The organism is Bacillus sp. FSL K6-0268 (genome assembly GCF_038005425.1).
GTDB classification, from domain to species: Bacteria; Bacillota; Bacilli; order Bacillales; family Bacillaceae_G; genus Bacillus_A; species Bacillus_A thuringiensis_S.
This window is the reverse complement of sequence record NZ_JBBOTF010000001.1, coordinates 1,487,048-1,506,643: the sequence shown is the minus strand read 5'-3', so window position 1 is coordinate 1,506,643 and position 19,596 is coordinate 1,487,048. Positions and strand designations below refer to the sequence as shown.

Genomic DNA, 19,596 nt, shown 5'->3' with positions numbered 1-19,596 from the left:
CTTTTTCTTTCTTTTAGAATGTTAACTGTCGTAGTATCATAATTTATAGGAGTAAAAATTGAACTAGGGGTGAAGAGATGGAGGATATTCGTTTTTTATGGGAGGGCTATGACTTACAACAAGACATTAATAAAAAAGTAACGGAAGTGACAGAATTACAGATTGCAACGGCATACTATTCTACATACGGACTTGAATTATTAAATGAATGGTCGAAAAAGTGGGGGCTCTCAAAAAAACATATAAAGCTATATCTCTCACAGGAATTTTCGATGAATCAACCAGGAGAACTCCTGAAAAAAACAATGGAGATTGCTGAGGTGTACCTTGTAGAAGACCTATTCTTGCATGCAAAGGTCTATTATTTCAAAGGGAGGAATCCATATGTGTGTCACGGTAGTAGTAATTTAACAAGGGGAGGGTATGAAAGTAACGCTGAATTCAATAGCCTACAAACTGTGACCGAGACTATGGGGACTTCACTTGGCACGTACTTTAAACAGCTTCACGCTTATAGTGAGAAAGTGACAGAAGACACTGTTATGCATTATGAAGAATTAGAAAGTGCTTTTGCAGAATGGAAAGAAGCAAAGAAAAGGTTAACCCGAAGCATACGTCCAAAAAAAATGCAACAAGATCCGTTTGATAGCGAGACTTACGAATTACAAGACTATTATTTTCAGTATGAAGATTTCGCAGTGTTTTTTAACCGTAATATGAGATTAGGATCTAATCACCCTATTCACAAGCAACGGATACGGGTAAAAACAAAACTGTTACATATCCATTCAATTATAGAAAAGCGAATGAAGAAACTAAATCTGCATTCGCATCGTCATCCAAACTTTATTCTATCTTCGATTGTACCGAATAAAAGTAATCGTGAACGTGTTTCTTGGTTAGGGATCCGATACGGAAAAAGTCCAAATGTTCTTTCAAGCTATAATGTAAAAGGCGCATATTGGGATAAAACCAAAGAAGCAGATTCCATGTACCAACATGCTAATATACAAGTTGGAATCCGTGGAGAAGGTGTCAATGTCACCATTTTTCATTCTATTGCAAATGGGGCAATGGATCGCGAATATTTCCATAAGAAATTGCATCACCCTGAAGTAGAAGAGGTGATTGTTACTTGCTTCAATTTGCTAAAAGGGGATGGTTTCGAATGGCGAATTTATGACCCTGAAGCAAATCGTGTAAAAGAGGTGTTTTCAATCGACAAGAGAGACCCGAAAGATTTTATTTCCTTTTATGAAAATTATGATAGAGAGGGACTTGAATCATACTTTCTTTGCAGCTTTTCTCCAAATGATCCGCGTATTAAAACAGCAGAGAGTATAGCGGATACATCATTTGAAATTGCTAAAGTTTTGGCACCACTTTATCATATCATCAGTGAAACAAAGGGACTTGGTGTCACTAAATAACAAATAGAAAAACACCGTTGCATACTTGTATCGGTGTTTTTTGCTTTACTTTCTATTTTTACCAATCAAATTGAGGCAATTTATCAAGGGAGTCGCCATCATGGTTCAAACATAACCATAGACAGTCGTAGTTCAATACAAGATGTACGAGACTAATGCTATTTTATATGAGCGAATCAAACTCGTAAATAATAGATAAAACGTGATGAATTGTACCTTATAACAAGTTGTTATGAGGTATTTTTTTATTTATATGTTGACTCTATAAGAGTGATAGCTAATTGGTAATCAGTCGAGTAATACAAAAAATGTATAAAGTCTCTCTGTTAAATCTAAATTTTAAGTAGTGTATAATAGGTGATGGATATATTTTCTAAAAAGGAGATGGAATCATGAAAGTTTTCAGTGATGTTGAAGTTTTTCAGTGTTTAAAAGAGTATTATAATAGTTTCATTGATGAAGGAATTATTAAAATTGTAAAAGATGATAACGATATCCTTGTTTGGGAAGAGCAAAAATCAGGCTATAAGATTGCGATTAGTCGTGAGAAATTTATTTCACCCAAACAAGTGAGGAGACCTTGGAAAATGTATTGGGTGAGTCGTCTTTTTCAAGAATATAATTATAAATTGGATAACCCCCAAATAGAGTTTTTTAAAGACAAAGGTTTTTACATCAAAAATACTGCAGAATTTCTTTTTCATTACACTCTCATTGAAAGTGAATATCCAGATCATCCGATGCTCAAGTTTAACATTGATGATGTAGAATTCGAAATTGGTGAACCGAGTGACATGTTTAAAGTAATGTTTCATCATATATCAGATGATGACAATTTTGAGTGGGAAAATATTCACACGATAAAATTGAAGAATGTAGATAAAAAAATGTTGGAAAGTTATCTCCAACATGCAATGTATATTATACATAAGTTTGCTCCATCAGATTTGGTGGGCGATTACCCACAAGTCTATCAGTATTTGTACACTCATGACTATTTTACTGAACCCGAAGAAATAATAGAGGGTGAAGTTAGTAATAATTTTAGAATGGGAAAATATACTGATCCAATATCCTTCTATAACGAAGGGAAACAGAAAAAAGATTTTTTAAGCTTTTATAAAGTATTAGAATACTTCTTTATTATTAATAGGAAAGATGATTTTGAGGCTCATATTACGACTTATATCAAAGATAAAGATCTAGATGAAATGATAAGAGGTATTTCAGACGTATACAATGATAAAGAGCGTAACTTAATAGAAATATTAATTAATAAAATTGAGCATATAGAACCAATACTAGAGTTAGCTTTTTCAAAGGGATTGATTAGTAATCAAGATGATAAGAAAGAATTTGCAAATAATTTATATGAATATCGAAATAGTAGGGTTCACGGTAAGGGAGGTGCAAATTTTGAATTATTAGTTCCTGCTATACTAAACTCCGATGATAGTAATGAATGGGAAATTATTATAGAAAATCTGGCTGAATTGGTAATATTACAATTTTGTTACTCACAATCAGAATAGTAGCTCTGGAATAGAAAAGAATAGCAAGCTATTTGCTATCTTTTGAATATAATTGATATAGAAAACTCCAATGATTTTCAAAAAGAGTTTTATGAGTACTCAAGGCAATTTAATTTAGCTGGGAATGAATTGGTAGAATATATGATAGACACCGCTGAAATACATAAATTAGATATGAATTTTTTCGCTGTTGTTTATCTATACAGACAATGTTTAGAACTTATTTTAAAATCTATCGCTTTTAAATATATCTCCGATGAACATCAGAGAAAATCTTTTATTACCACTGTTAGACATAATTTAATAAATTGTTTTGAGGAAATTATAAATTTAAATGGGGGAGGTTTTTGACAAGAGTAAAGAAGAGATTGAATGGTTGTACAATTATCCAACATATATTTCCAATATTGGTGCTCAAAGCGATTTATTTAGATATTCATTTAATAATAAAATGGAGATTTGTTTTAATAAACAAACACATATTAACTTAATTGCTCTTTATGAAAATATGAATACCGCTTATAGTATTTTAACTCATGCATTAAATAATGTTATGCTCGAAATTGGTACTATAAATAACGAGTCAAAATTAATAATCGAGGGTGGAGAATACTGCGTTCAGATTGTTGTTGGCTGCAAATATAATTAGAAAGAAAAAGTACAGTATCTTGGGGTTATGGAACTCCATAAAAGATAAAATGTCTATAAATTCAAATGCTTCTGATGATAACACCTTACAGAATGTTGAAGTGTATATAAATCAGCTACACGTTTTAGACCAAATATCAGATAAGTTCAGATATCCAATAGATAAAAATTTAAAATTACATTTTCAAAATCGTAAGAAGTTTGACATTACTAATATATCATTATGTTATAAAGGATTATTTGCATTTTTAGATGCTGTTGATGGTATGCTGTCTCAAATAAGAGAATATGGGGCTGATATGGTGGCGGAAATGATGGATAACTATTCTGACTATTGTTAAAGATAGTTAATAAAAATTAAAAAGTGGACTTTTAAAATGAAATGATAACTCCTACCTAAAGAACTACTTTAAGTAGGAGCTACTCTTAATAATTTATTCTTTAAAATTAATTGCTGCTTCAATAAGGTTATTTAGTTGGACAACCCTCATCCTATTTCTGATTAAATTACCAACCAGAATACAAACAGCGACAAATGCAACTATTACAAGTATCAGAGCGATTATTAAAAAATTATATTTGAAGCTTCCGGTGGCAAAGTTTGTTATTATTCCTGAAGTTATAAAAGTTAAGACGAAAACCAGCAACCCAATAATAATAGCAATAGAGTTCCTTGGATCTAGACTTTCTTCAAAAGATTTTCCTAAAGCAAGCCATGTATAAAGATTGTCTTTTTCAACTGTACGTAAGTTTTTAAAATTTTGCACGGAATCTTGATTATCATGAAACATATTTGCAGAAATCGATACAAAATCTTTACTAGAAGAAATTTTTTTGAATTTTTCTTTGATTTGTCCTTCACTAAAAGAATTACTAGACACAATAAAAACCTCCAACAAATTTAGTCGGCTGTATAAATTCAACAAAGAAGTGTAAAATTCCTCTTTTTTAATGACTATATTTTATTATATCAAGTATGATGAGTTGTAATATTTCATTCATGTTCATAAAATGTTTAGTTCACCAGCACCCCATATGTTGCCACATACACTCTGCACATTTCCACTGTTTAAAAGCGATGCATTAGGAAGAAAAGAGACGAATTTCCTGATAAGTTTTCGTTAGTGGCGTTTGAGGAATGGTTCGAGCAACAAGAAGAAAAAATTAGCATTGTTAGTGGTGATGAGGATCTCAAGAATTCTGTGAAAAGAGTCAAATCCCAATTTATAAGCCATCATTAGAGGCATTTTTTGATAGGCTAACTAAGAATAAAACATATAAACATCAATTTATTGTATCTGTTTATGATGCTAATATAAACGAAATTGAATCAAGTTTATTAAATTTTATAGAGGAACACTGGTTTATGTTAATAGGTGAGGATGGAGAGGTCGAAAATATTGATTTGAATGAAGAACAATCCGCTATGTTAGCCTTTAAGGCAAGTGTGAATATCGTGGCGAATGTTTCTTATATGGACTCTGCAAGTTCTTATTACGATAAAGAAGAAGGAAAGTACTTGTATACTGAGTATGTTGATAGCGTGATAGATGATGTTATTGAGGTGCCTGTACTAATGAAAATTAAATTCGAACACTATAACAAAGAAGAAATGGACATCATTAGTACTTCGCTAAATAAAGGTGAACCCATTCAGATTTCTATCCAAGAGAAGTACTAAGCGATGATAATGTTAGACAAGGAATTTCTCCCATTTTTTATGGTGCTATAAAACTATTTCAGAACGTAAACTTTTAGTCTTTCGGATTCTTTTAATTAAGTTTTTGAGGTGAAGTGTTTTAAATTTATAGGTTTAAGCTTATTTGGAGGTAAATATATGGTTGAATATGAGGTTCGTGCGCTAACAAAAGATTATATTTTCAAACAAATTGAAGGCTATATTGATGAATATGTAACAACTTATAAGGAGAATATTGGATATCTATTGTATTATCCTTTAATAGCTATTGAATATCGATTTCATGAGGTTGACCCAAATCATCAACAGGCAATAATTGATAGGTTTGCGCTTAGTTGGTTTATTGGTGAGCTATTTAAGAGGGGAATAAACTGGGAGCTAAGGTTTGAATATAATGAGAAAGAACTGAAACACTTTTTGGCTGCTTATTTAGGTAAGATAAAAGATTTATATAGAGATTTCAATATATGTGACCAAATAATGGATATGAATTCCATTGCGAAAAGTGAATGTAAAGAAATTGAGAAGAATAAATACCTATTTACCACAGCAATCATTGAGGGAGGATTCAGAAAAGAATATATCTATTTTCATGGGTTAGATAACCAAAATTTTGGGATGGAAAGAGAAATAAAGATGAGACTTCCCCAAAAAATAGTGGAGAAATTTTCTCATTTTGGACCCAGGGTTTATCAAAAGATAAAAAGACTATTGGTTGATAGGGATAGGGAACTACTCGAATTATGTTATGAATGTGTAAAAGTAGATTTGGATTATTTAGGTGGTAATGTTAAAAGTACTGTGGTTAAAAATATTCGTGAACTAAATTCGATTATATCATTCTTTTATTACTATAGTATAGTTGTTCGTGCTGCTTATACAATGGGTAGTAACTTTAATAAAACGACCTCTTTAGATTTACTTTTTTTCAAAGATAAAGAGTGGTTTTTAAGTAAGGCTGTTCAATTTACAGGTCTGTCTATTGGTAAAGTTGAGAAGTATTTCAATTACTTCTTATTTGATGGAAGAGGGAGCCTCTTGGAGTTCCCGTTCATTCTTCATAATGAAAAGTTAATATTTGTTCCATCGTCATGGATGTTAAATGATCTTCAATTTTGTGTAGTAAATGGTCATTTTTATAAAGGTGAAAGATTTAGAAACCGTGATAAAACTATTTCTCATAGTGTGGTAAATAGTATAACTCGCCGAGTTGAAACATTCAAAAATATTGTTTTTGGTCAGGAAGTATACTATGAATTCCAAGGGGATATGGGTAAAATTAATAGCGATATTGATGTGGCATTGTATGACAAGCTCTCCAATACATTTATTATTATTGAATCCAAATGGAAGGAAAACCATTATACAACAGCAGGTGAAGAGAATTATAAAAAGATACATCAATCACTAAACGAAATTTATAATGAGCAAATTAGTAAACACAAGGATTTTATAAAAAATGATAAAGAAAAATTGAGTTACATATTGGAAGGGAAAGTTTCTCCTGACGAAATTTCTGATGATCCAGATATCCTCTATATAGCAGTTGATAAAAGAAGTCAGCTGTTCATTGAAGATCGGCTACTTGTACCTTTAAATGGAATGTTGGCGTTAATAAATGTGAATTCTCAAGATGGAGTATTGAATTTAGATAAAATCGTTAAAAGTTTAAGAGAACAAAAATCAAGAGGGCTTTACATTAACACTGAGGATGATTTTAGTGAATTTAAAGTTTCAGAGGATATTACAATTGTAACCCAGGATTTATATTCAATTTAATTGTTACGACCATCAAAAATGGATTCTTCAAAATAAAGTTATTAATGATTACAATGGATCTTCTCAAACAGAATGATTTCTGTTTGATGAGAGGTGCCATACCGCAACTAATTAACTGGTGCTACTCAATTTTTGATATCACACTTGAATGTAGAGGAGTTTTATGGAAGAATTCTGTTAGCTGTATATTCTCTAATTGAAATGATGATATCTTTTTTGATAGTGTTTTATTTTTTATGTTTATTTAATCAGATAAATCCGAGTGGGATTTTTCCTGTAAATAATGAAATTGTGAGTACGATTAATTATAGAGATTATGTACTTAGACTTTCAAAAGGGCATAATTCAATGTTAATAAGTAATACGATGATTTTTGAGTAATATCCTCATATATTACTACATAGTATTGAAGTTTCATTTTTAAATACTTCTTTTATTAAATCGACTTTAATTCATGCATGTAGCCACATGTGGCAAGTTCTAATGAGTATAATATTAATTAGTATTTCGATTGTATCTTATCTGGGTTCAGATGATAATGTTAGTGAGCGAGAAGCAGTTTATTTTTCAAGAATTGAAGATAGGTTCCGTGTAGAATAAACTATCGAATCATTTTTGAGATTTGTATTTGTTACTTATATGTTCCATTTTAAAACGCTATTTAGGTTTACTTATATCATTGATTGTAAAATACGTTAGTACTATATAATCAATTATCGATAGTACTTCCGATTATAGAGAAGATATTAAAGAAAATAGTACATGTAAAAGGCGCTCAATTTTTGGGCGTCTTTTATATATAACTGTGTTAAAGAATTTGCTGTATTATGAGTTTCTATTGTGAAGCCATAAAGAATAAGCGTATAATATTATAGGTCTCACATTTGCGAGACAAACCGCGAATGATAAATAAGATTGTTGTTTTATCATCGCTTCTAAACATATAGACAATGAAAGTAACACTGGAATACAGATAGGGAGTTATAAAATGAAATTAATTATTGCCGAGAAACCAGATCAAGGGTTGGCTCTTGTTTCACAGTTTAAATATCGCCGGAAAGATGGATATTTAGAAGTAGAAGCGAATGAGTTATTTCCAAATGGAGCGTACTGTACATGGGCAATTGGTCATTTGACGCAGTTATGTAATCCAGAGCATTATCACGCAGAGTGGAAAAAATGGTCACTTAATACGTTACCGATGATTCCAGAGCGTTTTCAATTTGAAGTTACAAAGTCAAAGTATAAGCAATTTAACGTTGTGAAACAGCTGTTACATAATCCACAGGTAACAGAAATTATTCACGCAGGCGATGCTGGGCGTGAAGGGGAACTGATCGTACGAAATATTATTAATCTTTGTAACGTGCAAAAGCCTATGAAGCGTCTATGGATTTCGTCTTTAACGAAGCAAGCTATTTATCAAGGGTTTAAAAATTTACTTGATGAATCAGATACAATTAATACGTATTACGAAGCATACACAAGATCTTGTGCTGACTGGGTTGTTGGCATGAATGCATCACGTGTGTTTAGTATTTTGTTAAAGAAAAAAGGAATGAATGATGTATTTTCTGCTGGTCGTGTCCAAACACCAACGTTAGCATTGATTGTAAAGCGTGAGAAAGAAATTGAAAACTTTAAGTCAGAGCCTTTCTGGGAAGTGTTTGCAACCTTTAATATAGAAGGAAAGAAATATGACGGGAAATGGGAGAAGGATAATGAATACCGCTTAAAAGACCCTGATATGGCGAATAAAATTGCGGCATTTTGCCAAGGGAAACCGGCTGTTGTGAAGGAAATGAAAACGGAGCGTAAAGAGTTTCAGCCGCCGCTTTTATTCAACTTATCATCACTGCAAGCAACGGCAAATAAAGCCTTTAAGTTTTCACCGAAAAAGACGCTTGATATAACGCAAGCACTCTATCAAAAAGGGATTGTTTCTTATCCACGTTCAGATTCTAACTATGTTACTCAAGGAGAAGCAGCGACTTTCCCTGATATTTTACAGAAGTTAAGTCAGTTTGATGAATATAAAGGTTTATTACCGGCTCCGGTTGAATCCATTATGAACAATAAGCGTTATGTAAATGAAAAGAAAGTAACAGATCACTACGCGATTATTCCGACAGAGCAAGTTACAAACCCAAGCAGACTATCAGGTGATGAAAAGAAAATATACGATATGATCGTAAGAAGGCTTATTGCAGCTCATTATGAAGTTGCAATCTTTGACTATACAACGATTGTAACGCTTGTAGATGAACGTGCTGAATTCATTTCAAAAGGAAAACAGCAAATTCAAGAAGGTTGGCGTAAAGTTATTTTCCAAGATGATAAAGATGACGAAACAATTCTTCCAATTGTTGCTGAAGGCGAAGAAGGAAAAGTTGTAAAGGTGAAAGTGAAAGAAGGAAAAACACAGCCGCCGAAGCGTTATACAGAAGGACAACTTATTACGTTAATGAAAACGGCAGGTAAGTATTTAGAGAATGAAGAGCTTGAGAAAGTATTAAAGAAAACAGAAGGTTTAGGTACTGAGGCAACTCGTGCAGGTATTATTACGATGCTGAAAGACCGTAAATATATAGATGTGCAGAAAAACCAAGTGTATGCGACCGATAAAGGAAAAGTATTAATTACAGCAATCGGTGATAAAATACTCGCTTCACCAGAAATGACTGCAAAATGGGAGCAACGCCTTGCGGAAATCGGGGAAGGTACAGCTTCACCAGCTACATTTATGGAACAGACGAAAAAGCTATCAGCTAAAATTATTGAAGACGCAGTGGAAATGTCTGAGAAGTGGGATTTCACGGGACTACATGTTGAATCGGTTGAACGAAAAGGATCGAAATTTACAACGGGTAAAAAGGTTGGTAGCTGTAAAAAATGTGATGGAGATGTAATTGATAAGTCAACGTTTTACGGTTGTTCTAACTATAATACAACGCAATGTGATTTCACCATTTCAAAGAAGATATTAAGTAAAACAATTTCGCAAAAGAATATGACAAAGCTCTTAAAAGGTGAAAAGACTGATTTAATTAAAGGCTTTAAAAAGGGCGAGAAAACGTTTGATGCGAAATTAGAGTGGAAAGATAATAAGATTAATTTTGTATTTGAGAATTAATTTGTTAAAAGAGCATGACATAAAACTGTCATGCTCTTTTGTTTTTTCTTTTATATAAAATTTAACGATAAAAAAAAACCTTTAAATAATAATTTTTTATTGTAAAACGATAAATTTTGTATTAAAATCAAAATCATAATAAATGAGTGAGATGCTTTTGTTAAAAGGTAACAACCTTATTTTTAAAATTAGAGGAGGTATAACTATGAACAGTAACAATTTGATTGTTAAACATATGGATAACCCCCATGAGTTGGAGAAGATGTATAGAAAAGATCCGAAAGCTTTTAAAAAAGCATTCTCACAAGCATGGGACCAAAACCCTGATTCTCAAATTCTAGGTGCTTGGTATGAAAGGTTGCATTTTAAGGAGAAAGTAAATAAAGAAAAAACATCTTTGTTTCAAAAAGGTTTCTTATTCATGGGCCTTTTAGCTATTCTGGCCGGCATAAGCACTAGAATCATTTTCCACTTTGTTGAGCAGGAAGCAATTGCTCCAATTAATTTGGCTTTTGGTGTAATTCCCTTTATTGCTGCTTATTTTGTTTACAATAATAAGCCGAAAAAAAGTATTATTTATTCCCTTATAGCGTTATTCCTAGTTTCCGGGGTGTATCTTAATACGTTGCCAATAAATTATAAAGACAGTACCATACTTGCGTATTTACATCTTCCTATATTTTTATGGGTCTTAGTAGGGCTTGCATTTACAGGAAATGAATATTCAAAAGGCAGTACAAGATTAGCCTATATTAAATTTAATTTAGAATATTGTCTTCTCTACGGGAGCATGGCAGTGAGCGGAATGATACTAGCAATATTCACCATGCGTTTATTTAGCTTTGTTGACTTAGATATAGGAGAATTCTATTTTAGTAATGTTGTTTTATTTGGAGCAGCGGCTCTCGCTATTGTGACTGCATACTTAGTATCAATGAATCTTAAGCTTGCTAAAAATATTACACCATACATATCTAAAATTTTTAGTCCTCTCGTCCTGATTACCTTGCTTATCTATCTTATAACGGTAATTTTGGTCGGGAAAAATCCATTCTTGGATCGCAATTTCCTAATGGCCTTCAACGGAATACTGCTTGGTGTATTGGCTGTTACTATATTTTCTATCGTTGAGAGTGACTCAGACGAGAAAAAGAGTATTTCAGATTATATAAATTTTGCCTTAATTGTTCTGGCACTTATTATTGATACTGTTGCATTGTCAGCCATCGTATTTAGACTTTCTTCTTACGGGATTACACCTAATAGACTAGCTGTTTTAGGTGTAAACATACTGATCTGGGCAAATCTAATTTGGATTATGTTTTCCTATATGCGTTTCTTGCAAAATAAATCAGGACCAAAAGCTATCCAAGATGCCGTTACGAAGTATTTGCCAATATATGGACTTTGGGCAGCTTTCGTCATATTTACGTTTCCTATCATTTTTAATTAGAAAGGATCTGTTAATGCGGGAGTGGTGAGGGCTAATAATCATTGGGGGATGAACAAAACCCCCAATGATTAAAGTTTCACTTTATTATAATTGGTATTATTATGTTTGTAGTTTCGGTAATTTCATTTGTAATGATAAATAAGAAATAAGTGTTGTATGTAATCTTTCCATAATAAAAAACGTCCCAAAATGGGACGTTTTTTATTATGCGTATTGCCGTTTTTTCTTAATAAGCAACAAAACTTGTGACACACCAGCTAGTACTGGTAACTCAATCAATGGTCCAATAACGAGTGCAAGTGCGATAAGAGGCTCATCTGGAAAAGCGGTCACAGCGATAGCGAGTGCAACAGGTGAGTTTCTTGCTAACGTTGTTAAGCTTAGACTTACTGTATCTTTGTAAGATAAATGCATCATGCGCCCGATAAATTGTCCTAGTAAAAAATTAATGATGAAGAACAATAGAACAGGAACGAGTAATAATAAAACGACATTCATATTTTGCAGTAAATATTTACCTTGTGATGCAAACATCGCTACTATTGCTAAACTTAAAAATACAATTTGAGCAGAGCTGAAAAACGGAATGAGTTTATTCTCGAGAGTTTCAGCTTTTTTCATTTTATTCATAATGAATTTTGTAGCGTGTGCAAGTATAAATGGTAAGACGATTACGATAACAATACTTTCTACTAAAACAAAAACCGCTACAGTTTTCATGACACCAGCAAATAAAAATAAATAAATTGGAAGGAGTAGAACTTGCAAAATTAAATTTACAGGTAAAATTGCAGTAGAAAGTGCTACATTTCCTTTCGCTATTTCAGTAAAGATTAAGTACCAATCTGTGCATGGAGTAACCATTAACATTATAAATCCAACCCAAAGTGCTGGATGATCTGAAAGAAATAGTGCCCCTAACCCCCAAGCGAGTAAAGGTGTCCATAAGAAGTTAATAGTAAGACTTGTTCCAGCAAATTTTAAATTGCGAAATCCGTTTTTTATTTCTTTTAATGGGATGCTGAGGAATAATCCATATAGCATAAAAAATAAGAAGGGAACAATAAACTTGTCTGAATACGTATGTATCATATTAAATTGTCCGAGTACGATGCCGCATGTAACAGCAAAAAGAATAATAAAAGTTTGAATCTTTTCTATAGTGCTCATGAATAAATCCTTTCTATATATGAATTTTCCTCTCTAAGTTTATTATACAAGTAATAAAGATGTATTTGGTGTTCAATTGTATTTTAGTTAATATTTTTAAATTGAGATTTTGTTTTTTATTAAAAGTTACTTGACTAAAGTAAGTTGTTATATTACAATCACTTACATAAGGTAATTAAATAACAAAAAGTTTTGATTGGCTTTACTTAAGGTATCAATTGGAACTTTTTATTAGAATAAGAATTTTTATGATGATGAATAATGAATATGATAAGAAAGTTTAGGTGAAGAAAATGGGATTATTTAGCTCGTTATTTGGTAAAAAAGAAGAAAATAAGAATGTAGAGGGGAATAAAAAAATGTCAAAAGTATTATTTGTAAAAGCAAACGATCGTCCAGCGGAGCAAGCAGTTAGTTCAAAAATGTATGAAACATTTGTAAGTACTTATAAAGAAGCAAATCCAAATACAGAAATTACGGAATTAGATTTATTTGCATTAGATCTTCCTTATTACGGAAATATCGCGATTTCAGGTGGATATAAACGTAGCCAAGGCATGGAGTTAACAGCTGAAGAAGAGAAGGCAGTTGCTACAGTAGATCAATATTTAAATCAGTTTTTAGAAGCTGATAAGGTTGTATTTGCATTCCCATTATGGAACTTTACAGTACCAGCACCATTAATCACATATATTTCATACTTATCTCAAGCTGGAAAAACGTTTAAATATACAGCAAATGGCCCAGAAGGTTTAGTTGGTGGTAAAAAAGTAGTTGTGTTAGGTGCTCGTGGTTCAGATTACTCTTCAGAACAAATGGCTCCTATGGAAATGGCAGTTAATTACGTAACAACTGTACTTGGATTCTGGGGAATTACAAATCCAGAGACAGTTGTAATTGAAGGGCACAATCAATATCCAGATCGTTCACAACAAATTGTTGAAGAAGGTCTAGAAAACGTTAAAAAAGTAGCAGCGAAATTTTAATTCATGATAGTAAATGGAAAAACCAACATGGATGACCATGTTGGTTTTTTAGTCTATTTTTCATGTTAAAAAATGTATATTTATAAAATAAAAGAAAAGTTCGAAAATAGTATTGCAAAATATTATATAGCAAACTATAATGAGTTCAAGAATAGTTGATACTTAAATTAAATATTCAGAAAATTCAATTAGTTAAAATTGGAAAATGAGATAAGGAAATTTGAATGGGGGTTATATTATGGCGAATAAAGTACCGTTTTCGTTCATAGTAGTTATTGGATTAATGTTATTTGCACTATTTTTTGGAGCGGGAAATTTAATTTTCCCAGCGATGCTTGGTCAATCAGCAGGAGAGAATGTATGGATTGCTAACGCTGGATTTTTAGTAACTGGTGTTGGACTACCATTACTAGGTGTACTAGCATTTGGTTTTTCAGGTAAAGATGATTTGCAGTCATTAGCAAGTCGCGCTCACCCAGTGTTCGGGATTGTGTTTACAACAGTTTTATACTTAGCGATCGGTCCGTTATTTGCAATACCGAGAACAGGAAATGTATCTTATGAAATTGGTCTTAAGCCGTTTATGCCAGAGGGAGTAGGTTCTACACCTTTAATTCTTTTCACAATTATATTCTTTAGCATCACTTGTTTTTTTTCGCTAAATCCCGCGAAAATTGTCGATATTGTTGGAAAAATTTTAACGCCAATTAAGTTGACTTTCATCGGTATTTTAGTAATCGTTGCTTTTATACATCCGATTGGAGATATGCAAGCACCAGTGGAAGCTTATACATCACATGCATTCTTTAAAGGATTCCAAGAAGGATACTTAACGATGGATACGCTCGCATCATTCGTATTCGGGATTATTATCATTAATGCAATTAAAGAAAAAGGTGCAAAAACGAAAACACAAATTATGGTCGTTTGTGCAAAAGCGACCATAATTGCAGCATCTATTTTAGCAATTATCTATACAGCTCTTTCTTATATGGGTGCTTCAAGTGTTGCAAAGCTTGGACATTTAGAGAACGGTGGAGAAGTATTAGCGAAAGTTTCTAACTACTATTTTGGATCATACGGCGGAGTATTATTAGGATTAATGATTACAGTAGCGTGTTTAACAACTAGTGTGGGACTTGTATCAGCATGTTCTTCATTCTTCCATAAGTTATTCCCAAATGTTCCTTACAAAGCAATTGCAATCACGCTCTGTGTATTTAGTGCCATTGTTGCAAACGTAGGATTAACACAATTAATCGCAGTTTCTGTTCCAGTATTAACAGCAATTTATCCACTAGCAATCGTATTGATTTTCTTAACATTCTTCCATTCATTATTTAAAGGAAGAGCGGAAGTTTATCAAGTAAGCTTGATCGTAACATTTATCATCAGCTTATTCGATGGATTAAGTGCAGCTGGAGTTAACATTGAAGTAGTAAGCCAAGTGTTCACTAAATTCCTTCCGATGCAGGAAGTAGGATTAGGCTGGATCTTCCCAGCGATTATCGGTGGATTTATCGGATATGGCATTAGCATTTTAAAAGTGAAAAACCAAGTTCAACCAGCAACTAGAGCAGATAAGAAAATAGGTTAAATAAAAAAAGTTATAGACTTGTTTCTATAGCTTTTTTTGTTACTATTAATAATGAGAAAAAATAAAGTAGTAGGGGAAATAAAATGAAAAAAACAATTGATCATATCGGAATCGCAGTTCGTGATATAGATAGTACGATACGTTTTTATGAAAATGTGTTACTAGGAACTTTAATAGATCGTTACGTAAGTGAAGCTCCTGGTGTGGAAAGCGAAGTAGCCATTCTTGAAGTGGATGGAGATAGAATTGAATTACTTGCACCGACGAATAATACGACATCTCCAATTGCCCGTTTTATTAAACAAAAAGGTAAAGGTGTTCATCACGTTGCGTATCGAGTAGATGATTTAGATGTGGCTTTAGAGGAATTGAAAGAACAAGGTATTCGAACGTTAAAGCATACACTTCGAATTAATAAACACGGCAGAAGATTAATCTATCTTAACCCAGCGGATACAGAGGGAACAATCATAGAGTATTGTGATTATCCGGAAGAGAAATAGAAGAGGGATATTTTTTAAAAGGTGTTACGTAATAACGTAATACCTTTTTATTTATGTATTTCACACTTTCTTCACAAATGATTCACGATAACTTTTCTTCTTCAGGAACTTACGTAAATATATTTTATGATATAATAACAATCGACTTTAAAAATGTAAGTAGTATCTATGAAGGTAGTTACTATTATATTGGAAGTTTAGAGGTGAGAGAGAAATAAATAGTTATACTGTATAGAAGATTATATTTAATAAGGTTAATATTTCGCCCGATAATCAAACTTGGAAAGTTAAAGGAATGGAAGTATAGCGATGAGTAAGAAAGAAGTGAAGTGATTGTGAAAGTAATGAGAAAGTTAGGGACATGGTTATTAATTGCATGTGTGCTTATCATATCGATACCGAAAAGTACATCTGCTCATGCGTACGTTGTGAAATCAAACCCTGTTGAAAATGAAACTTTGAAGAAGGCACCATCTGTTGTGAAAATCGAATTCGATGAGGACATACAAGTTTCAAGTTTTAATACATTGTACGTGAGGGATACATCAGGTAAAAGGGTCGATTTGAAAGATGCTCATATTGATAAAAAAAACAAAAAACTATTAGAAGCAGGGTTAAAAGAAAATCTGAAAAACGGACTCTACTCTATTCAGTGGAAAGTGATTTCAGCTGATGGACATCCAATTCAAGGAGTTATTCCGTTCCGAATTGGGTCAGCGGAAGCGGGAGCAGATGATGTACAATTAGAAGAGATGGGGTATGTCCCGCAAATAGATATGATTATGGAACGTGGGGTTCTATATACAAGTTTCTCACTATTTATAGGAGTGCTATTCTTTAATCTTATTATGTATAAAGGGAATGCAACCTCGGTTCGATCAAGGAGTAAGAACATAATATGGATTTCCTTATTTGGGATATTTATTAGCTTGTTATTCAATCTACCACTACAAGCAAAAATAAATGCAGATGTTTCATGGCTAGAAGCATTCAATCCTTTACTCTTAAAAGAAACGTTACAGCTTTCTGTTTTTGGATATGTATGGATTACTCAAATGGTTCTTATTAGTTCACTTATAATTGTTACGTATTTTGCGATGAAGTGTGGGAAGCTATCGTCGTTTAAAGTATGGAGTATTCCAATAGTATTGTTTATCGGGATACTTGTTATGAAAGCCTTTAATAGTCATGCATATGGTTTGAAGTTTAAAGAGATTGCTGTCGTTATGGATTTTCTGCATTTATTTGCAGCTTCATTATGGATTGGCGGTCTATCATCCATTATTCTTCTTTTACGTAAAGAGGATGACAAGTGGAGTATGTATTGGGATATGATTAAGCGTTTTTCACCGTGGGCAACAGGTGCTGTCATCGTGATTTTAATAACAGGTCTTTTTAACAGTACATTTTTTATTCCAACAATCCACTCTTTATTTGATACGAAGTATGGATTAGCTTTATTAGCAAAAATACTTTTATTCATTTTCATGGGGATATTGGGAATTGTACATTATGTGAAAGGGAAAATGAGAGCGCAGAAGGGATTAGGCGCTACGGTGAAAGTAGAGTTTATCATCGGAATTATCATTTTTGTCATCGTAGCTTTTATGACAAACGTACAAACACCACCGATGCCTCCTACTGGACCTTTTACAGAAAGTAAGCAACTGGATAATGGGTATGAACTTACTTTACATGTAAGTCCTAATAAAGTAGGACAAAATACATTTCATATTACTTTAAAGGATGAAAACGGACAACCTGTTACTGATATGGAGCAAATTATTTTAACTACTCAATCATTAGATATGAATATGGGAAAAGGTTCATTTAAAGTTTCAGCAGTTTCACCGGGAGAATATGAAGCAGAAGGTATGTATATTAACATGACAGGAAACTGGAATATACATGTTCATGGATTAACAAAATCTCTGGATAGCTTCGATACAGATTATAAATTTATTGTAGGTGGCAGATAAAGAGGCGTTATAGATGAAAGGGAGTTAATAGAAAATGAAACGTATAAAAAAATTAGGAACAACAATGATCGCAACAATAATTGCAATGGGAATCTTTTCGTTACCTGTTAGTGCTCATGTGACGGTAAAGCCAGAAACTTCTGATGTTAATTCATGGGAGACTTACACAATAAAGGTACCAGTTGAAAAAAATATAGCAACAACAAAAGTCACACTAAAAATACCGTCTGGCGTTGAGTTTCAACAGTATGAGCCAGTGCCAGGGTGGAAAGTGGAAGCGCAAAAAGATAGTGCTGGAAAAGTGAAAACTGTAGTATGGGAAGCGACAGGAGAAGGGATTTTAACCGGTCAATTCCAACGATTTACTTTCGTCGCTAAAAATCCGGATAAAGAGCAAAAAATAGCTTGGGACGCATATCAACAATATAAAGATGGAGAAATTGTTGAATGGACAGGCGATGAAAAAGCTGAAAAACCACATTCACTTACTACAATTGCAAAAGGTACGTCATTAACAGGAGAACATGGTGAAGTGTCTAGTGTAGAAAAGAATGAAGGCACTAGTAATATGCAAGTAATAGCGATTGTCTTATCTATTTTGGCGATTGTATCGTCGGTTGGTGCGTGTGTTTTTGTAGTACGTCGTAAAAAGTAAGACGTAAGAAAGAGCCTACAAACAGTAGGCTCTTTCTTACGTTTATTTCAATTCAACTTGCTGCCTTATAGCAAGTGCTTTTGGTTTTATATTTACAAAACAAATGCTCACAACAATAAATAATAGCCCAATAAATAAGCTCATTGTAATGGCCTCATGTAAGAAAATTGAACTTACAATAATAGCGATTAGTGGAATGAGGAATGTATAAGCCCCAACTTTACTTGCTTCACCAGCTCCAACAAGTGTGAAGTATGCAAGCCACCCCATTGCAATAACGAAGAACGAAATAAAGAGAAGTACGCTAACAAATGGTATACTCCAAGCGATACTAGACCAGCTTTCAAACTCTGAACCAAATCCAATTAAGCAAAGCCCGCCAATAATGAGCTGAAGTGTTACCATCCAAATGGAATTAACGCGGTGCCCAGTCTTCTTAATAAATACTGTTCCAAGTGCCCAGCCAATAGCGCATCCTATCGCGAGAAGGATTCCGATAATAGAGATATGTCCAGTTAAACTACTAGAGCTAATGACACCCACGCCAATAAATCCAAGAACAAGCCCAAAAATTTTTAAGCCGTACATAGATTCTTCAAGCCAAATCCATGAGAAAACGCCGAGTAAAACAGGTTGTAGAAATACAATGGCGGAAAATAACCCAGCTGGCATATATTGAAGGCCTACAGTTTGTAATCCGTAAAATATAATGATGTTAAGTAAAGAAGAAATAACGTATAAATGCCAAGTTTCTTTTAAGTGTAACTCTTTGTATTTCGGTAATGCGAAAAGGAGTAAAATGAATCCTCCAATTAAAGTTCGAACGCCTGCAAATAAAACGGGTGGTGTATAATGCAGGGCAAACTTAGATAAAGGCCAATTGATTCCCCACATGAAAACGAGAAAGGTAAGGATTATGGCCGTCTTAGTTCGAGAAAGCTGTGTCACGGTAAGACCTCCTTGTTGTTATTCATTTCACTATGATATGATATCGACTGTAATAAATAAAATGAATCTTTTTTATGGGGAGTA

16 protein-coding genes are annotated in these 19,596 nt (G+C 33.0%); 13 read left to right on the top strand and 3 right to left on the bottom strand.

The features are described 5' to 3' along the window. The first annotated feature begins 77 nt into the window (after positions 1–77). From MHI28_RS07570 to MHI28_RS07555, 4 genes are all read left to right on the top strand, one after another. Positions 78–1,430: a phospholipase D-like domain-containing protein gene (locus MHI28_RS07570; protein WP_000389499.1), complete on the top strand. Its 1,353-nt coding sequence runs from the start codon at positions 78–80 to the stop codon at positions 1,428–1,430. A gap of 392 nt (positions 1,431–1,822) precedes the next feature. Then, positions 1,823–2,962, top strand: coding sequence for a hypothetical protein (locus MHI28_RS07565; protein WP_000862515.1), 1,140 nt, complete (start codon positions 1,823–1,825; stop codon positions 2,960–2,962). 334 nt (positions 2,963–3,296) lie between these two features. Next, positions 3,297–3,611, top strand: coding sequence for a hypothetical protein (locus MHI28_RS07560; RefSeq protein WP_000504861.1), 315 nt, complete (start codon positions 3,297–3,299; stop codon positions 3,609–3,611). Beyond that, positions 3,586–3,951: a hypothetical protein gene (locus MHI28_RS07555; RefSeq protein ID WP_002162852.1), complete on the top strand. Its 366-nt coding sequence runs from the start codon at positions 3,586–3,588 to the stop codon at positions 3,949–3,951. The genes MHI28_RS07560 and MHI28_RS07555 overlap by 26 nt, the downstream gene beginning before the upstream one ends. Before the next feature lie 93 nt (positions 3,952–4,044). Here MHI28_RS07555 and MHI28_RS07550 read toward each other — a convergent pair whose 3' ends face one another. Further along, positions 4,045–4,491, bottom strand: coding sequence for a hypothetical protein (locus MHI28_RS07550; RefSeq protein ID WP_000097770.1), 447 nt, complete (start codon positions 4,489–4,491; stop codon positions 4,045–4,047). Positions 4,492–4,976: 485 nt separating this feature from the next. On the opposite strand from MHI28_RS07550, the gene MHI28_RS07545 reads away from it, so the two are divergent. The 4 genes from MHI28_RS07545 (at position 4,977) to MHI28_RS07530 (ending at position 11,674) form a co-directional block, all read left to right on the top strand. After that, complete coding sequence (locus tag MHI28_RS07545; RefSeq protein WP_000904665.1) at positions 4,977–5,291, top strand: hypothetical protein; 315 nt, start codon at positions 4,977–4,979, stop codon at positions 5,289–5,291. A gap of 156 nt (positions 5,292–5,447) precedes the next feature. Next, positions 5,448–7,088, top strand: a complete 1,641-nt coding sequence (locus MHI28_RS07540; protein ID WP_000230650.1) for a hypothetical protein — start codon at positions 5,448–5,450, stop codon at positions 7,086–7,088. A gap of 988 nt (positions 7,089–8,076) precedes the next feature. Next, positions 8,077–10,221: a DNA topoisomerase III gene (gene topB, locus MHI28_RS07535; protein ID WP_000766773.1), complete on the top strand. Its 2,145-nt coding sequence runs from the start codon at positions 8,077–8,079 to the stop codon at positions 10,219–10,221. 205 nt (positions 10,222–10,426) lie between these two features. Next, complete coding sequence (locus MHI28_RS07530; RefSeq protein WP_001087655.1) at positions 10,427–11,674, top strand: DUF4153 domain-containing protein; 1,248 nt, start codon at positions 10,427–10,429, stop codon at positions 11,672–11,674. A 204-nt stretch (positions 11,675–11,878) separates the two neighbouring features. Here MHI28_RS07530 and MHI28_RS07525 read toward each other — a convergent pair whose 3' ends face one another. Further along, positions 11,879–12,844 (bottom strand): arsenic resistance protein, encoded by a 966-nt coding sequence (locus MHI28_RS07525; RefSeq protein WP_000103813.1) that lies wholly within the window; start codon positions 12,842–12,844, stop codon positions 11,879–11,881. A gap of 293 nt (positions 12,845–13,137) precedes the next feature. Between MHI28_RS07525 and MHI28_RS07520 the strand changes: the two genes are divergently transcribed. The 5 genes from MHI28_RS07520 to MHI28_RS07500 all read left to right on the top strand — a co-directional run bounded on the left by MHI28_RS07520 (position 13,138) and on the right by MHI28_RS07500 (position 18,564). Further along, on the top strand, positions 13,138–13,830 hold the full coding sequence (locus MHI28_RS07520; protein WP_000522502.1) for an FMN-dependent NADH-azoreductase: 693 nt from the start codon (positions 13,138–13,140) through the stop codon (positions 13,828–13,830). Between the two features lie 238 nt (positions 13,831–14,068). Beyond that, a complete protein-coding gene (brnQ, locus tag MHI28_RS07515) occupies positions 14,069–15,427 on the top strand; it encodes a branched-chain amino acid transport system II carrier protein (protein ID WP_001284783.1) in 1,359 nt (452 codons plus the stop codon). 83 nt (positions 15,428–15,510) lie between these two features. Further along, on the top strand, positions 15,511–15,930 hold the full coding sequence (locus MHI28_RS07510) for a VOC family protein (protein WP_000750851.1): 420 nt from the start codon (positions 15,511–15,513) through the stop codon (positions 15,928–15,930). A gap of 329 nt (positions 15,931–16,259) precedes the next feature. Beyond that, positions 16,260–17,909, top strand: coding sequence for a copper resistance CopC/CopD family protein (locus MHI28_RS07505; RefSeq protein ID WP_000636159.1), 1,650 nt, complete (start codon positions 16,260–16,262; stop codon positions 17,907–17,909). A gap of 34 nt (positions 17,910–17,943) precedes the next feature. Beyond that, entirely contained in the window at positions 17,944–18,564 is a 621-nt protein-coding gene (locus MHI28_RS07500; protein WP_000821388.1) for a YcnI family copper-binding membrane protein, read from the top strand. A gap of 42 nt (positions 18,565–18,606) precedes the next feature. Here MHI28_RS07500 and MHI28_RS07495 read toward each other — a convergent pair whose 3' ends face one another. Further along, on the bottom strand, positions 18,607–19,512 hold the full coding sequence (locus tag MHI28_RS07495; RefSeq protein ID WP_000192819.1) for a DMT family transporter: 906 nt from the start codon (positions 19,510–19,512) through the stop codon (positions 18,607–18,609). Positions 19,513–19,596: the final 84 nt, after the last annotated feature.